Source organism: Achromobacter sp. CSND-B12, from assembly GCF_052906545.1.
Genome location: NZ_JBREGJ010000001.1, coordinates 5,230,020 through 5,245,525 on the forward strand (window position 1 = coordinate 5,230,020; position 15,506 = coordinate 5,245,525).

Genomic DNA, 15,506 nt, shown 5'->3' on the forward strand with positions numbered 1-15,506 from the left:
AGATAGCGCCCCGGTTCCGGCCGGGGCGCTTCACGCCAAGGATTCCTATCATGAGCCGCAACACCACGGACCGCCCGCGCATGGCGGCGATCTATGCCCCCGGTACGGTACGCGCCCGCCGCTGGCACGGCGATGGCGACGTGCGCGGCTACCGTCCGCCGCGTGGCTGGACGGCCCGCGCCGACCTGACCGACCTACATCCCATTACCGGCCACACCTTGCCGCGTGCCGCGTGGTGGATTGTCGAAACCAAGGAATAACGAGCAGCACCGGCCCCAAGCCGTTCCGCCTTGGGGCCGGTGGTCAAAAATCCGGGGCGTCGGTGGCCGCGCCCGGTTCCAACGTCGAAGTCAAAATCGCCCCGTTGCCGCCTTCGTCCAGGCGGCAACGGGGCGGACGTGCAAGTGCCTTGCACGCGACACGTCCATCGGTGCCCGCTGGCGCGGGCAAGGTTTCGATGGCGCCCCGCCGCAATGGGCGGGGCTTGTAGGGCTACGCCCCGGCTTGCTGCGGCAGGTTGTGCGATAGCGTGCCGTCCCCGACGCTGGCGATTCGCGCCTGTACGTCACGAAGGGCGATTCACCGACACGCCACCCGGCCTCGCTATGGAGCATCCACACCACGCCTCAAGCATGTGGTCGCGCGCTGCGGCAGGGGCGCTCTGGCCTTGTCGTCGGGGCTTTGACCTGGTTCGCGTCAGGGCGCAAGCCGGTGCAGCCGTCACGCGGGGATGCCGAGTCGGCCATGTCTCCTTTCGGGGGCGGGCGGCCCGTGCGTCCTTGGCTTGTCGTGAATCCTGGCGAGGGAACGGCTACGCCTTGGGCTTCATGGCCGCAACCTTCCAGCGAAAACAATTTCCCCGCCGCTGCGCGGCTTCCTCGCGCGGCAAATTCTTTTCGCTTCCAGGTTCTCCACGGTGTTGCGACCGCTGCGCGGTGCGGCCAGCCCATCCCCCGCCGGCCGGATCACAACAAGGACGCACTGGCGCGACCTTGTTCAACCCGAAAGGAGAAACATCATGGCTAACATCGGCACCTTCACCGCAGAGAAAGACGGCTTCACCGGCCAGCTCCGCACCCTGACCCTGAACGTCAAGGTCAAGCTGGTTCCCAACGACAAGGGCGACAGCGAGAACGCCCCCGACTTCCACCTTCAGGCGGCCGGCCACGAGATCGGCGCGGCGTGGAAGAAGACCAGTGAGGCCGGGCGCGAGTACCTGTCCGTGAGCATCGACGACCCTTCGTTCCCGGCGACGGTCTATGCCCGCCTGATCGAGAACGAGGACGGCACGCACGACCTGATCTGGTCGCGCAGCAAGCCCAAGGCAGCCTGACGGCCGCCCACCGCGCCCCGTCCATTGCGGCGGGGCGCCGTGCTGCTGGCGCAGCACGTCACGCACGCGCCTACGGCGTGTCGCGTTCCTTCAACACCGCCTCCAGCTCCTGGCGCACCTGCGCCAGAAGCTGATCGGCCCTGCGCGTGCTGTCGCCGGCATAGGCCAGCGTCAGCAACGTGAGCGGATGCACGTCCATGACCTCGCACAGCTCGGTCAGCTTGTGCATGGTCGGGCTCTTCAGGTCGCGCTCCAGCAAACTCAGGTAGGTACGGCTGGACACGTCGGAGAACGCTTCCTGGCTCAAGCCGCGCGCTTTCCTGACCGTCCGTATTGCTGTCGCCAATGAGTCTTTCGCCGCCACCTATGGTTTTCCTTAGAAAACCAAGATGACAGCCGATTGCGCACTATAGGGCTACAAACTATAGTGCGCATTTGGTGTCGTTGATTTCCGTATTCGTGCCTTTGCAGAAATCCGCATGGGCGGATTCCGACAGAATCTGGGAACCGCATCTGTGTCTTTCCTGGCCTGCGCAATTCCGCTTCCGCGTTTCCGTGCATGTACGGATTCGATGGCTTGCGCCTTCGTGCTTTCCCGCCAAAGCACGCATCCGCTTCGGCGGTTCCGCGCTTCGGTGGAAAATCGTATCCGTGCATCCTCGGATGCGTGGGGATTCGGGCCATGACCCAGCCGCTCGTCACCGCTGAACAGCGGGCGCAACTGCTCGCCGTCGGCGCGGCACGCGCCGCTGGCCGAAGCATCGACCCAATGCCGGCGGTGCGACTGTTCACCCCCGACGCGCACGCCACCTGGCTGCTGGCCGCGCTCGACCCGGCCGATGGCGATACGGCATGGGGGCTGATCGACCTGGGAATAGGCATGCCCGGCCTGGGCCATGTGAAGCTGTCCGATCTGGCGTCCATCGTCGGGCCGCACAAGCAACCTGTGATGCGCGATCGCTACTTCCAGCCCGTGCGGCGGCTGTCGGAGTACCTGCGGCTGGCCGAGGAAAACGGTTCGATCACCGACTGAGCAGTCCCAGCCAACGACGGCGCATTCTGACTATTTCAGTCTTACCCAAGACCTGATTGGTCTGAATCCGCACTCTTGCACCGAAGCGGTGCGCTTCTGATGCAAACAGTCATGATCTATGGCGCGGGCTGCTGCACGGTGCTCCATGCTGCGCACCATTTTTGTGGCGCGCAACCGTCGCATTCAGACGATTTCCGCAATGCCCTGGAGCCAATCGGTCTTGACACCGCAGTTACAGAGTACCCCGATTTCGATGACGACTTGATGGCGACTCGATAGCTCCCGCACAGCGGAATCCGTGGCGACGTTCCTGCTGAATGACAGGAGGCTGCGTCATGGCTGACCCGAGCGCCGAACACTGGTATCCGACCGCCGCGTATCTCTACATGCTGCACCTCGACGGCCCCGCGCTGGCGTGGGAATACCTGCGTCGCCACCCCGACTACCGCCGCGACTGGCTGCGCCGCCGCCGCCGGCCAGAGGCCGCCGCGCGCTGGGGACTGCGCCTGCTGGAAGATCCCGCCCTGGATGCGCGCGACGCGCACCCGGCCTGGTTCCCCGATCACGATGCGGTAGTGCAGCTCTACCCGGACGCCGACCCGCCGCCCGACGCGGTGGCTTTCGCGTTCTGGTGCCTTCCCGGCCAGAAGCACCTGATCCACGACGGCAAGCGCCTGGTGCTGCTGACACGCTGGCTGGGCTGCTGCCTGCGGCTGGTGATCGCTCCCGGCCTGGCCGACGGCATGGCTTACGCCTATGCCATTCGCGCCTGCGCCGCATCCTGCGGACGCTATCAGGCGCTGGCGGCCGAACTGGACAAGCTGGCCGCCGCTGGCGATGCAGCGCCAGCGGGAACGGCACGGTCGCGGCCGGCACCCGCTGCGCTGCTGGAGTTGAACACGCTCCAGGCGCTCGACGGCACCCTCGCGGGCGCGTCCCTGCGCGACGTGGCCGAAGGGCTGTTCGGCGTCGATGCTGTCGCCGCCGACTGGTACGCCGATAGCGCCTTGCGCGCCCGCGTGCGGCGACTGGTGCACCGGGGCGATGCGCTGATGCGCGGCGGCTATCGCCGCCTGGCACAGCTTCCGCCCGTTGCACAGGGACGCGCTGCATCCCCTGCAAAACGTCCCTGAGCAGGAAGCCTTGCTTTCTTGAAAGTGCCTCTATCCGGCCGCGTGGTGTGGCCGGGCTTGATGGAGGTACATCCCATGCGACCCGCTCCCTTGCGGCCTGCCGCCGCTGCTGTCGCTGCGCCCGTGCAGCCCCAACGCTACCTGACCAACGACGAAGCCGCCGAATACCTGCGTCTGTCGCCGCGCACGCTGGAGAAACAGCGCGTGATCGGCGGCGGCCCGAAGTTCCGCAAGTTCGGCCGCCGCGTCATGTACGCGGTGGCCGACCTCGATGCCTGGGCCGACCAGCGCAGCTACGAGGCCACGTCCGACCCGGAATATGCCGAGCGTCACGCGGGCGACTACCGTGATGGCCGCTGATCGTCGGCTCGCCGGTGGCCATCGTCATGTCCAGCCCATCGCTGCCGTCGGGGCAGCGATCGCAGCAGCGGGAACAGCTCGACCTGTTCCGCGCGCTGCCGGGCGACGGCATGGCGCCGCGCGACAGCCAGGACTTGATGGCCTTTCCGTTCTTCTCGCTGGCGAAGTCGCGGCGCACGGCGCCGATCGACTTCCGCAGCGGGAACATCACCATCCGCGTGGAAGGCACGGCCGAGCACGGCATCGCCACGATATGGGATGCCGACGTGTTGATTTGGGCGGCCTCGCAGATCGTGGAGGCGCGCGACGCAGGCATTCGCCCGTCGCGCTGGATACACGCCACGCCCTACGAAATCCTGCGCTTCATCGGGCGCGGCACGTCCTTGAACGACTACCAGCGCCTGAAAGCCGCGCTCGACCGGCTGCAATCGACCAGCGTGGCGACTTCCATCCGCGAAACCACCGGGAGGCGCTTGCACCGCTTTTCGTGGGTGAACGAATGGCGCGAGCTGGCCGACGCCAGCGGCACGCCGCTGGGCATCGAGCTGATCCTGCCGGACTGGTTCTATGCCGGCGTGCTCGATGCCGCCCTGGTGTTGACCATCGACCCGGCCTATTTCCGCTTGAAAGGTGGCATCGAACGCTGGCTGTATCGCCTGGTGCGCAAGCACGGCGGGCGGCAGGAACACGGCTGGCAATTCGACTTCCGGCATCTGCACCGCAAGTCCGGCAGCGCGGCGCGCTTCTCGGACTTCGCCTACGACCTGCGCGTGCTGGTCGCGCGGCAGTCGCTGCCCGGCTACGTCCTGGGCATCGAGTCGATGCCGGACGAGAAGCTGGAACTGCTGACCTTCCGGCCCGTGCCGTTCACGGCACGGGGATAACTGCGGGAAAAGCTGTGGACGGCCTCGTGCTATCAGGAGTGCCGGGTATCGTGCTATCGGGAGTACGCCTATCGTGCTATCAGGAGTACGAAAACGCCGCAAAGCCAGTAACGGCGCGGGTTTGCGACCCCTCTAACTTACCTAACTATAAATCTCTAACTTTTAGTAGAAACGCGTCGTTTCGGTGGACAACCACGAAACGGCACGGCCAGGCCGGCTTTCCAGCAGGGAGGGCCGCGCCATGATCTTCGCGTTTCTCAACCAGAAAGGCGGCGTCGGCAAGACCACACTCGCTACCCACATCGCGGGCGAGCTGGCGATGCGCGGGCTGCACGTCATCCTGCTGGACGCCGACCCGCAGGGTTCTTCGCTGGACTGGACGCAGCGCAGAAGCCAGCAGGGCTTGCCACGGCTGTTCAGCGCCGTGGGCCTCGCCCGCGAAACGCTGCATCAGGAAGCGCCGGAGCTGGCCCGCCGCGCCGATCACATCATCATCGACGGCCCGCCGCGCATCGCCGCCCTGGCGCGTTCCGCGCTGCTGGCGGCCGAGCGCGTGCTGATTCCCGTGCAGCCCAGCCCGTATGACCTTTGGGCCAGCGCCGAGATGGTGGCGCTGATCCGCGAGGCACAGGTGTTCCGGCCTGCGCTGCGCGCGGCCTTCGTCATCAATCGGCGCGTCAGTACCACCATCATCGGCAGGGAAGCACGGCAATCGCTGGCCGAACAGCCGCTGCCGGCGCTGCACAGCGAAGTGCGCCAGCGCATCGTCTTCGCCGACAGCGTGGCCGCTGGCCGGCTCGCCCGCGAAACCGCGCCCGACAGCGCCGCCGCACGCGAGATTGCCGTGCTCACCGATGAACTGCTGCGGTGGCCGACATGAGCAGCCCGCGCAGCAAGCGCGTCGGCATCGGCGCACGTCCGCCCGCGAATCCGCACGCCGAGGCGTGGATTCGCCAGGGCGATGCCGATGCACTCAACAAAGGCGACCTCTACACCGCACGCCTGACGCTCGACGTGACGCCTGCGCTGCGCGCGCGCATCAAGATCGCCGCCTTCGGCCAGGGCGTGACCGTGGCCGAACTGCTGCGCGGCCTGCTGGAGCGGGAGTTTCCCGACAAGCGCCCGGAGAACCTGCCATGAACGGATCCGCCTTGCCTGCCGCTCATGCGGCGACGGCTGCACCGGCTGCTGCGCCGCCGCCTTCGCTTTCGACGCTCGCCGACCAAGCTGGCAGCGTGCCGCTGACTCGCGTATCGCTCGCCTACATCGAACCGCGCTTCAAGCTCTACCTGCGCTTCGGCGAGCCGGCGCGCACGCTGCGGCTCGACCGCTGGCGGCGCTGCGCGGTGTTCCTGCCGCGTGCAATGTTCTGCCGCGTGCGCTGGGAAGCAAACGACTACGGCACGATCCGCTGGCAACTCATGGTGATGCAAGCCGCCACGCCGCTGGACGACATGCAGCGCATCCCCGGCGTGCGGCCGGGCGCACGCCTGCTGCTGCACGCCGAAGGCGAAAACGCGGTGCCTGCCGTGCTGGAACGCATCGACGGCATCGAAGGGCAAGGCATCGCCGCCATCGACGTGTCGCCCGCGTACTGGCGCACGCTGGGCAACCGTCTGGCGGCCCGCCTGGCGCTGCCCGAATACACCGCCGAGCGGCACGCCGCCTGGCTGGCCGGAAAGGCGCTGCCATGACGACCCAATCCAACACCACATGCACGCACGAAGCCGCGCCGCATCCTCGCTCGCGCCTGCGCGTTCGCATCGTGCTGGCGGGCTTCGCTGCCGTCGGCCTCGCTGCGCTGGCCTGGGCGGCTTTTGTGTCGCCGCTGCCGCGTCTGACCTACAACCCGTCCGACAGCGTGGCGGTCGGCTGGTATCGCATCGAACCGTTCGACCCGCGCACCGCCTCGCTGCCACGTCCGTTGTCCGTGGACAGCATCGTGCTGGTGCCGCTGCCCGACAGGGCCGCCATGCTGGCTGCGCAGCGCGGCTACCTGCCGACCCGCGTTCCGCTGCTCAAACGTGTGGGCGCGGTCGCGCCGCAACACGTTTGCATGGTCGCCGGGCAGGTACGCATCGACGGCGTGCCTGCGGCCGCCTCGCTGCCTGCCGACCGGCTGGGCCGGCCGCTGCCATCCTTGCAGCTTTGCCGCCGCCTCGAACCGGGCGAGCTGTTCCTGTTGAGCGTGACCAATCCGGCATCGTTCGACAGCCGCTATTTCGGCCCGGTCAGCGCATCCGCCGTGATCGGCGTCGCGCACCCGGTCTGGCTGGAGACACGCCCATGATGGCCGTCGATTCGCTGCACGTTGCCGTGCCTCTCGTCGTGCCATCGAGCATGTCGTTCCAGTGGCTGCCGCCGTGTCGTCGCGCGTGCAGCGCGGGCGCATTCGCGCCGCGCCTCGCGCAACATCCGGCGCAGCCGTCCAGCGTGCAGGTGTCTTGCCTCGAACGCGCCCGGCCTGCGGCCATTGGCGCGTTCGCCGGCGGGCTGGCTGCAAGCAGCGCAGCGCCGCCGGGCCGCCGACGCCCGGAGCGACAGCGAGGGGCAAAGGCGGAAGGCAAGACAAAAGGACGCGGCACCGGGCCGCGTCGAAAGCCAGTCTGCACATGGGGGTTGCGCGGCACGGAGCGGCTTCGCCGCCGTGCCGCGTGGGGCGCGAAGCCCGCGCCGATGCGGGCGTGTCCGCGTGCTTCGCACGACCGGACACGCCAGAGCTTGCAGGGGGCGCAGCCATGACCGACCGCCGCGACGATGATTTCCGCATCCGCCCCAGCGCCCCGAAGAACCGGGGCCAGGGCTTCGTCTCCAAGGTGCTCAAGCAGGCAGGCAAGGCCAGCAGCGGCAAGTCGTCGGTGCGTCGTCCTGGTGCTGCCGGCGGCTCCGGGAGGGGCACGGGCCAGCGGCCCGGCTCGCGCCTGGGTCGCGGCCACACGGCGGCGCGCTTCGCCGGGGCGAAGCTGACGCCCATGTCGCGGCGCGTGACCATCAAGACGCTGCTGGTCAACCAGCGCCAGGCCAGCCCGCAGTCGCTCGCCAAGCACCTGCGCTACATCGAGCGCGATGGCGTAGGCCGCGATGGCGAGCCGGGCCAAGCCTACGGGCCGCAGACCGATGCCGCCGACCTCGACGCCTTCAAGGAACGCTGCGCCGACGACCGGCATCACTTCCGCTTCATCCTCTCGCCCGAGGACGGCGCCGAGCTGGAAGACCTGCGCACCTACACGCGGCACCTCATGGGCCGCATGGAGGCCGACCTGGGCATGGGCCTCGATTGGGTAGCCGTCAACCACTGGAACACCGACAACCCGCACACGCACATCGTCGTGCGCGGACGCGACGACACCGGCAAAGACCTCATCATCGCGGGCGACTACATCGCCGATGGCTTCCGCCATCGCGCCGCCGAACTGGCGACCGAATGGCTGGGGCCGCGCACCGAGCTGGAGATCCAGCAGACCTTGCAACGCGAGGTGGAGCAGGAACGGTGGACGAGCCTCGACCGTACCCTGCAACGAGAGGCCGGCGAGGATGGTCGGGTGCAGATCGAACGGTTCAACGAACCTGGGCTGCAACGCCAGCGCCTGCTGCTGATCGGCCGGCTGCAACGCTTGCAGCGCCTGGGCCTGGCCGACGAGATGCAGCCGGGCACCTGGGCCGTCCATGCCGACGCGGAAAAGACCCTGCGCGCCCTGGGCGAACGTGGCGACATCATCCGCACCATGCAGCGGGCGATGCGCGGCGAGCCGCGCGAACTGGCGGTGTTCGAGCCGGGCGACGAGGGCCGAACCATCCTCGGCCGCGTGGCCGCGAAGGGACTGGCCGACGAGCTGCGCGACCGGGGCTATCTGGTCATCGACGGCGTGGACGGCAAGGCCCACTACGTCGCGCTCAATGCCCGCGACGAGCTGGCGAACTACCCGACTGGCGCCGTGGTGGAGGTGAAGGGGTCGGCCGACGTGCGCGCGGCCGACAAGAACATCGCCGCGCTGGCGAGCGATGGCCTGTACCGCACTGACCACCACCTGGCCGTCGCGCAGGGTCAGGCCGTGCCGGGCCGCGATTCGCACGAAGTCGTCGCGGCCCACGTCCGCCGGCTGGAAGCCCTGCGCCGCGCCGGCATCGTGGAGCGCGTGGCCGAGGGGCTATGGAAGGTGCCGAACGACCTGGCCGAACAGGGCCGCCGCTATGACGCGCAGCGCCTGGGCGGCGTGGCGGTGGAACTGAAATCGCACCTGCCCATCGAGCGGCAGGCCCGCGTGATCGGTGCCACTTGGCTCGACCAGCAGTTGATCGGTGGCGGGTCGGGGCTGGGTGACCTGGGTTTTGGCAGCGAGGCCAAACAGGCGATGCAGCACCGTGCCGACTTCCTGGCCGAACAGGGGCTGGCAGAGCGGCGTGGGCAGCGCGTGATCCTGGCGCGCAATCTGCTGGGCACGCTGCGCAATCGGGAGCTGGCGCAGGCCGCCAGGGACATTGCGGCCGAAACCGGCCTGGAATATCGGCCTGCGGGTGACGGTCAGCGCGTGGCCGGTATCTACCGGCGCAGCGTCATGCTCGCCAGCGGGCGCTACGCCATGCTCGATGACGGCAAGGGGTTCAGTCTGGTGCCGTGGCGGCCGGTGGTCGAGCAGCGGCTGGGCCAGCAGCTTGCCGCTACGGTGCGCGGCGGCGGGGTGTCCTGGGAGATAGGACGGCAGCGTGGGCCTGCCGTTGGCTGATCTCCTGATATAGATCCATCCAGCGTCAACATGAAACCGCAGGTCTTGTCATAAAGAGCTTGGTTATAGAAATCTGTCTGGCATACGCAGAATATTCCTATCGCAGCCTCACGAACGTCGTGCGTTGCTAGCTGACATCGGAAGTGGAGTGCCAGCCTATTCGAAAGGGCACTTCCTGATTCAATGTGTTGCCAGGCCGCCTGGGGGTTGTTGATCCCAAGGGCTTGGGTTCATTCAGGCAGGCGGCCAGTTATGGGTTTCGTCTTGACCCTCTCGGTTCCAAGCATAGAGGGCGTCATACATCACCAGGCCGTGGCGCAGCATCTCGTGGTCGTCCACGAACATGCGCGATAGGCCGAGCGAGATCGCGTAGAGGCCCGCCGATTGTGGTGTGAGTTCGAGGCGTGAAGTGTCGGCACCGCGCACGATGTTGGCCAACTGCACGAGTGCTGGTTCGGTTAGCTGGTACTTTGCCAAGAAGGCATCGAAGCTGCATTGCTCCCCGACGTGGCTAAACTCTACTCCTGGGATGTCATAGGGTATCGCACCCGTTTTCTCTGCAATGGCTAGAACCTCTGATGCGGGTACGTAAAGGAACTCGGCATCATGGTCGATGAAGCGCAGAATTAGCCAGGGACAAGCGATACGGTCGATTTTGGGACGTTCACGTGTAATCCACTTCATCATTGCCTCCTTCGTGACTCGGCTGACTTGATCGAACCCTTCATCAAAGCGCAGATGCTGATCAGGCTGTCCGGGCGCACTGGATATATCGGTTGGCCACTTCATCCCACAGGATATTTTCCATAAATGCATCTACATAGGCTGCTGCCTTCGCGCCGTAGTCGATGTGGTAGGCGTGTTCATACATATCCAGGGCCAGTATGGGCGTTCCCCCTGCCATGGCGTGACAGTGATCAGATCCCCATTGATTGCTGAGCCGACCATCACGCGGTGACCAGACCAACAGCACCCAGCCAGAACCCCCCGCCAATGCTTTGCCCATTGCAGAGAACTCGGTTTGCCAGCGAGCCAGACTTCCGAAGTCGCGCTCAATGGCGTCCCGTAAGTCGCCGGGCGGCAACTGGCCATCACCGCCCAGCGCCGCAAAGTACACTTCATGCAGCACCATCGAGTTGTAGGCCACCAGTTCTTCTCGCTTGAGGCCATTGATCAGAAATCCAGCCTCATTCAAGTAATCAAGTTCTGCGAGCTTTCTGCGAATGGCATTGAGTCTTTTGACCGCGCCTGAATAGTTGTTTTCATGGTGGCTGACAATCAGTCGTTCCGATAGACCCCTGAGACTGGTTGGATCAATTGGCAAGGCGCGTATTTCAAGTGACATGGCTTCGTTCCTCACAGAATCAGGGTTTTCAACACCAGGCCCACGACAGCGCTGGCGGCAATGACTTGGATGACGCTGCGCTTGAAGCGGAACAGGGCTACAGCCGCTCCCAGCGCCATCAGCGCCGATATCCAGTCGAAGCGCCCGGCCAGGCCCTCGGGCCATAGCACGTGATAGGCGAAGAACACGGCCAGGTTCAGGATCACACCGACGACGGCTGCGGTGATGGCGGTCAAGGGCGCCGTGAAGCGAAGATTGCCGTGGGTCGATTCGACGAGCGGTCCGCCGGCGAGAATAAAAATGAAGGAAGGCAGGAAGGTGAACCAGGTCACCAGCGCCGCCGCGACGGCACCGGCGACGAACAGAAGGTCGGGACCGAACAGCGCCTGCACATAGGCGCCCACGAAGGCGACGAAAGCCACCACCATGATCAGTGGCCCCGGATTCGCTTCGCCGAGGGCCAGGCCGTCAATCATCTGCGTCGGGGTGAGCCAGGCGTAATGGCCAACCGCGCCTTGGTAGATGTAGGGCAGTACCGCATAGGCGCCGCCGAAGGTCAGCAGGGCCGCCTTGGTGAAGAACCATCCCATCTGCGTCAGGCTGTGATCCCAGCCGTAGCCTGCCGTGAGCAGCGCCATGGGAATCAACCACAGGAGAAAGCCGGCGACGGCCACGCGCAACAGGCCGGACCAGCGGAATCGGGCATGTTCGGGCGTTGGTGTGTCGTCATCAATCAGTGCCGGGCCGTAGGACTTGTCCGCTGCGGCATGACCACCACCCGTCTTGAACCTGTGCGGTGCAATGCGCCCGCCGATGTAGCCGGTCAGTGCGGCGCCGGCAACGATGTAGGGGAAGGGCACGTTCAGCGCGAAGATGGCCACGAAAGCGGCGGCGGCAATGGCCCACATCACGCTGTTCTTGAGTGCCCGCGAGCCGATGCGATGCACGGCCTGCACCACGACCGCCGTGATGGCGGGCTTGATGCCGTAGAACAGTCCCGCCACCAGGGCCGTGTCGCCGTAGGCGATGTAGAGCCACGACAACAGGATCAGGAAGCCCAGCCCCGGCAGCAGAAACAGGGTGCCCGCCACAATGCCTCCCCAGGTACGGTGCATGAGCCAGCCCATGTAGGTGGCCAACTGCTGCCCTTCCGGACCCGGCAGCAGCATGCAGTAGTTGAGCGCGTGCAGGAAACGGCGTTCACTGATCCAGCGGCGCTGTTCGACCAGTTCCCGGTGCATGAGGGCGATCTGTCCGGCGGGGCCGCCGAAGCCGATGAAACCGAGTTTTAGCCAGAGACGAAAAGCCTCCCAAAAACCGACCGGCGGCGGAGCCGCCACTACAACGTCCTCCGTCAAACTTTCTGTCACGTTATTTGTCACGTTATGGTTGCTCCTTTGTTGTCAAAGCTGGCGAGCAAGCCGTCGAAGACAGCAGATGCGGCGGCCAGCAGCGAATCGTCTTGGGTAAGGGTTTCGCGCAGCCCGGCGAGTACGCTCTCGATGCCGACCGCCTCGGGCGGCTGGATGCCACCGACATCGAGGTAATGCACCAGTAGGCCAAGCCGTGCGATGGCAGCCTGTTCCAGCCCGAAACTCACAGCCAGCACCTCGAAGGTGACGCGACCACCGATGTGGCTGAAGGTGGCACCATCGAAATCGAAGCCCAGCGCGTCGGGCGGGCAGTCGTCAGGACTGTCCAGCCACAGAATCCGCGCCTGCGGGTCGATGAAACGGCGGATTAGCCAGGCGCTGGCCAGCCGGTCCACCCAGGGCCGGCGCCGCGTCGCCCAGGTACGGCCCTGATAGTCGGACAGGCCCAGGCGCTCAATCACGCCGTTCATCGCCTGCGGTTCGTCCGGGGACAAGGCCCGCGCACAGGCCAGTTCCAGTTCACACAGGGCGGCATCCGTCTGCCGTTGCGCTTCGCCGGGGAAGAAGTCGATTTCGATTAGATTGGTGAAGGCCCTGCGCAGCTTGCGCACTTGCTTGAGCGCGTCTTGAACGGTCTCGGGGGTCAGCGTTTCCCGCACCTGTGCCACTTCGGCTGACAGGGCGGTGAATTCAGCGCCGCGATCGAACAGGGCGACGAAGCTCTCTCCCTCCGGCTCCTCGATGTGCAGCACATGGGCGCTCCCTCCTCCCTCGCGCACTTCGGCCGCCAGCCCTTCCAGGGTGGTGCGGCAATCTTCGTGTTCCGGCATCAGGTAGACACCGTCGCGCAGGACGGCGGCGCCGGATGCCTTGAGGGCACGCCAGACCCGTTGCCGGGCTGTGGCGTTCTCGGTGGGCAAAGACAGAATCAGGGTGATCATCTTCATGTTGTAGATATTATCTCAATGTAGAATAATACTCTACAACATTTTTTTCTGAGGCGGAGGGTCACATGAGCATCCACCTTGCTGGCTTAGTAGGTACGGCTTTCGGCTTTCTGTTCTCGGCCGGACTGATTAAGGCGGCGGCGCTTCCGGCAGTCGTCGTCGCTAGTAGGCGCAACGGTGGATTCGGCGAAAGACTCCTTCGCGGAACACGCATCTACCTCCAAACGCCACGGTTGCGCGGTCTGCTGGCATTGCATCTTTGCGCGGCGGCCGGTGGGGCGATGGTGTTCGTCAACACCATCGTGATCGTTCGGAACTTCTTGGATGGCAGCGAACAGCAGGTTGCACTGGCGCTTGCGACCTTCGGAGGCGGTTCCACGTTGGCCGCGCTGCTATTGCCCAAGGTGCTTGACCGAATCTCTGATCGCTGCGTGATGTTGTCCGCCGCGACGATGATGGTGCTTGCGCTGCTGGCCACTGCTGCCGCCTGGATCGCATTGCCATCTTGGCGAGATTGGGCGTTGCTGCTGCCGGCATGGGGCGTGTTGGGCGTTGCCTATGCCGGATTGGTGACGCCTGGAGGGCGCTTGATACGGCGGTCGGCACACGAGGAGGATCTACCAGCGGTGTTCGCCGCGCAATTCTCCTTCTCGCATATCTGTTGGCTGCTGGCGTACCCATTGGCAGGCTGGGTCGGCCTCAAGTTCGGTCTTGGCGTTGCCTTGGCTGCTCTGAGTTGCCTTGCGGTCGTTGGGATGCTTGCCGCAGTTCGGAGCTGGCCGCGAGACGACCAATCAGTTCTTGTGCATGAGCATGGCGATCTTCCAGATGACCATGCGCATCTTCGGTCGTATGGCGTAGCGCCGCACGCACATCCGTTTGTCATCGACACGCTGCATCGGCGCTGGCCCGGATGAACAAGTCGAGGTTCCGGCAATGGTTAAGGAGCGGCTTCTTTCTTGGTTCGCAGGGAGTGAGTATTCGATGGAATTGAGACACCTGAGATATTTTCTCGCTGTAGCGGAGGAACTTCACTTCGCACGTGCCGCAGAGAAGCTGCACATCGAGCAATCGCCCCTGTCCCGAGCCATCAAGGAGTTGGAAGAAGAATTGGGCGTTGTGTTACTCGCCCGTACCACACGCAGTACGCGGCTGACTCGTGCTGGCAAACTCTTCATAGTGCATGTGCGCCGCGTGTTCTCCGCCTTGGAACAAGCGCGCGACAGTGTGAAAGCAGCGGCGAATGGCTTTCATGGGCAGTTGCGTGTGGCCTTGTCCGATGGCATCACGCCATCGCGCCTGCCAGCTTTGCTGGCGTTGTGCCGCCAAGAAGAACCCGAGGTTGAACTGCGATTCTTCGAGGTGCCATTGTCTCAGCAGATCAAGGGGCTGCATGAAGATATGTACGACGTGGGGTTTGCACAGTCCGATGACGTGGGCGATGGCATCGCCACCATGCCGGCCTGGAATGACACGCTCATCGTGACGGTGCCAGCGCGGCATCCGCTGCTGGCACACAAGCGCATCCCTCTGGAGGAACTGCTGCGCTATCCGCTGGTTCTGTGCGATCCACAAGTGTGCGAAGGCCATGCCAAATTCGTCGATCGGGTGCTGCGCCGAGCCGACATTGAGCCGCTGGTCGCAGAGCGTGTCGCTACGTGCGATCTGATGATGGCCTTGGTATCGGCCGGCCTCGCGCTTGGGTTTACTGGCGCCGCGCGCATTGCCGCCAATCCCGATTCAGGCGTGGTGGCCCGGCCGCTGGCATTGCGCGTGCCGCCGCTGACAACCTACCTGCTGTACCCCGACGGCGAGCCGTCCGAGGTGCTGGCGCGGTTCGTTGAGCGCGTGCAGGCCATCGAGTCACCGGAACCCGCAAGGCCCAAGGCGGGTCGTCATTCCGATTTCCTAGAGGAGCCTCCGCCATGAAGAAGACCGTCCCATTCTTGTTGGTGGCCGCATTGACTGCCTGCGGCCAGTCCGAGACGCCTCAGAAGGCCAACACGTCGGAAGCGAATATCCCGACAGTGGAAGAACTGGCGGCCAACCCCGAACGGCTCAAAGAGTTGCGCCAGCAATGCAAGACCGATCGCCCCAAGCTCGGCGACTTGCTGTGCAACCGAGTGGCCGAGGCCACACGCAAGCGGTTCTATGGCGACGTCGAAACGCCGTACACGCCGCCGAAGGAACCGCCCAAGTTCTGATCGTTGGCGATTCGCCGCATCGCCTTCATTTTTCTGTTCGACACGCCGCAATGCGCCTTCGCTTGCGGCGTTTTTCTTTGGCTCGCCGTCACACTCATTCTGTCTTTTTGCTCGACCTTTCTGCTGAAAACGGTCTTTGACCGGCACTGACCCGGCACCGATCCTGACGC

General features: G+C 65.2%; 19 protein-coding genes. 14 read left to right on the forward strand and 5 right to left on the reverse strand.

Annotation, left to right across the window (positions count from 1 at the left end; genetic code table 11):
• Positions 1-50: 50 nt before the first annotated feature.
• Entirely contained in the window at positions 51-260 is a 210-nt protein-coding gene (locus ACUTAG_RS24665) for a hypothetical protein (protein WP_028240162.1), read from the forward strand.
• Between the two features lie 758 nt (positions 261-1,018).
• The gene (locus tag ACUTAG_RS24670; RefSeq protein WP_014646114.1) at positions 1,019-1,333 is read left to right on the forward strand and encodes a DUF736 domain-containing protein; all 315 of its coding nucleotides are present in this window, start codon (positions 1,019-1,021) and stop codon (positions 1,331-1,333) included.
• 70 nt (positions 1,334-1,403) lie between these two features.
• On the opposite strand, the gene ACUTAG_RS24675 is transcribed toward ACUTAG_RS24670, so the two are convergent.
• Positions 1,404-1,697: a helix-turn-helix domain-containing protein gene (locus ACUTAG_RS24675; protein WP_015476703.1), complete on the reverse strand. Its 294-nt coding sequence runs from the start codon at positions 1,695-1,697 to the stop codon at positions 1,404-1,406.
• A gap of 318 nt (positions 1,698-2,015) precedes the next feature.
• Here ACUTAG_RS24675 and ACUTAG_RS24680 point away from each other — a divergent pair, with 318 nt between their 5' ends.
• The 9 genes from ACUTAG_RS24680 (at position 2,016) to ACUTAG_RS24720 (ending at position 9,467) form a co-directional block, all read left to right on the forward strand.
• Positions 2,016-2,366 carry a DUF2958 domain-containing protein gene (locus ACUTAG_RS24680; protein ID WP_015476702.1) on the forward strand — a complete coding sequence of 117 codons (351 nt, stop codon included), beginning with the start codon at positions 2,016-2,018 and terminating at the stop codon, positions 2,364-2,366.
• Between the two features lie 335 nt (positions 2,367-2,701).
• Positions 2,702-3,499 (forward strand): DUF2285 domain-containing protein, encoded by a 798-nt coding sequence (locus tag ACUTAG_RS24685; RefSeq protein WP_028240160.1) that lies wholly within the window; start codon positions 2,702-2,704, stop codon positions 3,497-3,499.
• 75 nt (positions 3,500-3,574) lie between these two features.
• Entirely contained in the window at positions 3,575-3,859 is a 285-nt protein-coding gene (locus tag ACUTAG_RS24690) for a helix-turn-helix transcriptional regulator (protein ID WP_026069907.1), read from the forward strand.
• Positions 3,860-3,885: 26 nt separating this feature from the next.
• A complete protein-coding gene (locus ACUTAG_RS24695; RefSeq protein WP_156867395.1) occupies positions 3,886-4,743 on the forward strand; it encodes a replication initiator protein A in 858 nt (285 codons plus the stop codon).
• A gap of 241 nt (positions 4,744-4,984) precedes the next feature.
• Positions 4,985-5,623: a ParA family partition ATPase gene (parA, locus tag ACUTAG_RS24700; RefSeq protein ID WP_015476698.1), complete on the forward strand. Its 639-nt coding sequence runs from the start codon at positions 4,985-4,987 to the stop codon at positions 5,621-5,623.
• On the forward strand, positions 5,620-5,883 hold the full coding sequence (locus ACUTAG_RS24705; protein ID WP_023094609.1) for a hypothetical protein: 264 nt from the start codon (positions 5,620-5,622) through the stop codon (positions 5,881-5,883). Before parA ends, ACUTAG_RS24705 begins: the two co-directional genes overlap by 4 nt.
• Positions 5,880-6,437: a DUF2840 domain-containing protein gene (locus tag ACUTAG_RS24710; RefSeq protein WP_015476696.1), complete on the forward strand. Its 558-nt coding sequence runs from the start codon at positions 5,880-5,882 to the stop codon at positions 6,435-6,437. Before ACUTAG_RS24705 ends, ACUTAG_RS24710 begins: the two co-directional genes overlap by 4 nt.
• A complete protein-coding gene (locus ACUTAG_RS24715) occupies positions 6,434-7,033 on the forward strand; it encodes a S26 family signal peptidase (RefSeq protein WP_028240158.1) in 600 nt (199 codons plus the stop codon). The genes ACUTAG_RS24710 and ACUTAG_RS24715 overlap by 4 nt, the downstream gene beginning before the upstream one ends.
• A 448-nt stretch (positions 7,034-7,481) precedes the next feature.
• A complete protein-coding gene (locus tag ACUTAG_RS24720; protein WP_028240157.1) occupies positions 7,482-9,467 on the forward strand; it encodes a relaxase/mobilization nuclease domain-containing protein in 1,986 nt (661 codons plus the stop codon).
• A gap of 234 nt (positions 9,468-9,701) precedes the next feature.
• On the opposite strand, the gene ACUTAG_RS24725 is transcribed toward ACUTAG_RS24720, so the two are convergent.
• From ACUTAG_RS24725 to ACUTAG_RS24740, 4 genes are all read right to left on the reverse strand, one after another.
• Positions 9,702-10,151, reverse strand: coding sequence for a chromate resistance protein ChrB domain-containing protein (locus ACUTAG_RS24725; protein WP_017677027.1), 450 nt, complete (start codon positions 10,149-10,151; stop codon positions 9,702-9,704).
• A gap of 61 nt (positions 10,152-10,212) precedes the next feature.
• Positions 10,213-10,812 carry a superoxide dismutase gene (locus ACUTAG_RS24730; RefSeq protein WP_028240156.1) on the reverse strand — a complete coding sequence of 200 codons (600 nt, stop codon included), beginning with the start codon at positions 10,810-10,812 and terminating at the stop codon, positions 10,213-10,215.
• An 11-nt stretch (positions 10,813-10,823) separates the two neighbouring features.
• Positions 10,824-12,170, reverse strand: a complete 1,347-nt coding sequence (gene chrA / locus ACUTAG_RS24735; RefSeq protein WP_028240155.1) for a chromate efflux transporter — start codon at positions 12,168-12,170, stop codon at positions 10,824-10,826.
• Between the two features lie 20 nt (positions 12,171-12,190).
• Positions 12,191-13,132 (reverse strand): chromate resistance protein ChrB domain-containing protein, encoded by a 942-nt coding sequence (locus tag ACUTAG_RS24740; protein WP_028240154.1) that lies wholly within the window; start codon positions 13,130-13,132, stop codon positions 12,191-12,193.
• Between the two features lie 65 nt (positions 13,133-13,197).
• Between ACUTAG_RS24740 and ACUTAG_RS24745 the strand changes: the two genes are divergently transcribed.
• From ACUTAG_RS24745 to ACUTAG_RS24755, 3 genes are all read left to right on the forward strand, one after another.
• Positions 13,198-14,049, forward strand: coding sequence for an MFS transporter (locus ACUTAG_RS24745; RefSeq protein WP_051231742.1), 852 nt, complete (start codon positions 13,198-13,200; stop codon positions 14,047-14,049).
• A 67-nt stretch (positions 14,050-14,116) separates the two neighbouring features.
• A complete protein-coding gene (locus ACUTAG_RS24750) occupies positions 14,117-15,061 on the forward strand; it encodes a LysR family transcriptional regulator (RefSeq protein WP_017677032.1) in 945 nt (314 codons plus the stop codon).
• Positions 15,058-15,336 carry an EexN family lipoprotein gene (locus tag ACUTAG_RS24755; RefSeq protein WP_028240153.1) on the forward strand — a complete coding sequence of 93 codons (279 nt, stop codon included), beginning with the start codon at positions 15,058-15,060 and terminating at the stop codon, positions 15,334-15,336. Before ACUTAG_RS24750 ends, ACUTAG_RS24755 begins: the two co-directional genes overlap by 4 nt.
• Positions 15,337-15,506 lie beyond the last annotated feature (170 nt).

Excerpts from the sequence above, each read along its gene's own strand:
- ACUTAG_RS24665 (WP_028240162.1), top strand. The coding sequence starts at position 51 with ATGAGCCGCAACACCACGGACCGCCCGCGCATGGCGGCGATCTATGCC.
- ACUTAG_RS24670 (WP_014646114.1), top strand. The coding sequence starts at position 1,019 with ATGGCTAACATCGGCACCTTCACCGCAGAGAAAGACGGCTTCACCGGC.
- ACUTAG_RS24680 (WP_015476702.1), top strand. The coding sequence starts at position 2,016 with ATGACCCAGCCGCTCGTCACCGCTGAACAGCGGGCGCAACTGCTCGCC.
- ACUTAG_RS24685 (WP_028240160.1), top strand. The coding sequence starts at position 2,702 with ATGGCTGACCCGAGCGCCGAACACTGGTATCCGACCGCCGCGTATCTC.
- ACUTAG_RS24690 (WP_026069907.1), top strand. The coding sequence starts at position 3,575 with ATGCGACCCGCTCCCTTGCGGCCTGCCGCCGCTGCTGTCGCTGCGCCC.
- ACUTAG_RS24695 (WP_156867395.1), top strand. The coding sequence starts at position 3,886 with ATGTCCAGCCCATCGCTGCCGTCGGGGCAGCGATCGCAGCAGCGGGAA.
- parA (WP_015476698.1), top strand. The coding sequence starts at position 4,985 with ATGATCTTCGCGTTTCTCAACCAGAAAGGCGGCGTCGGCAAGACCACA.
- ACUTAG_RS24705 (WP_023094609.1), top strand. The coding sequence starts at position 5,620 with ATGAGCAGCCCGCGCAGCAAGCGCGTCGGCATCGGCGCACGTCCGCCC.
- ACUTAG_RS24710 (WP_015476696.1), top strand. The coding sequence starts at position 5,880 with ATGAACGGATCCGCCTTGCCTGCCGCTCATGCGGCGACGGCTGCACCG.
- ACUTAG_RS24715 (WP_028240158.1), top strand. The coding sequence starts at position 6,434 with ATGACGACCCAATCCAACACCACATGCACGCACGAAGCCGCGCCGCAT.
- ACUTAG_RS24720 (WP_028240157.1), top strand. The coding sequence starts at position 7,482 with ATGACCGACCGCCGCGACGATGATTTCCGCATCCGCCCCAGCGCCCCG.
- ACUTAG_RS24725 (WP_017677027.1), bottom strand. The coding sequence starts at position 10,151 with ATGAAGTGGATTACACGTGAACGTCCCAAAATCGACCGTATCGCTTGT.
- ACUTAG_RS24730 (WP_028240156.1), bottom strand. The coding sequence starts at position 10,812 with ATGTCACTTGAAATACGCGCCTTGCCAATTGATCCAACCAGTCTCAGG.
- ACUTAG_RS24740 (WP_028240154.1), bottom strand. The coding sequence starts at position 13,132 with ATGAAGATGATCACCCTGATTCTGTCTTTGCCCACCGAGAACGCCACA.
- ACUTAG_RS24745 (WP_051231742.1), top strand. The coding sequence starts at position 13,198 with ATGAGCATCCACCTTGCTGGCTTAGTAGGTACGGCTTTCGGCTTTCTG.
- ACUTAG_RS24750 (WP_017677032.1), top strand. The coding sequence starts at position 14,117 with ATGGAATTGAGACACCTGAGATATTTTCTCGCTGTAGCGGAGGAACTT.
- ACUTAG_RS24755 (WP_028240153.1), top strand. The coding sequence starts at position 15,058 with ATGAAGAAGACCGTCCCATTCTTGTTGGTGGCCGCATTGACTGCCTGC.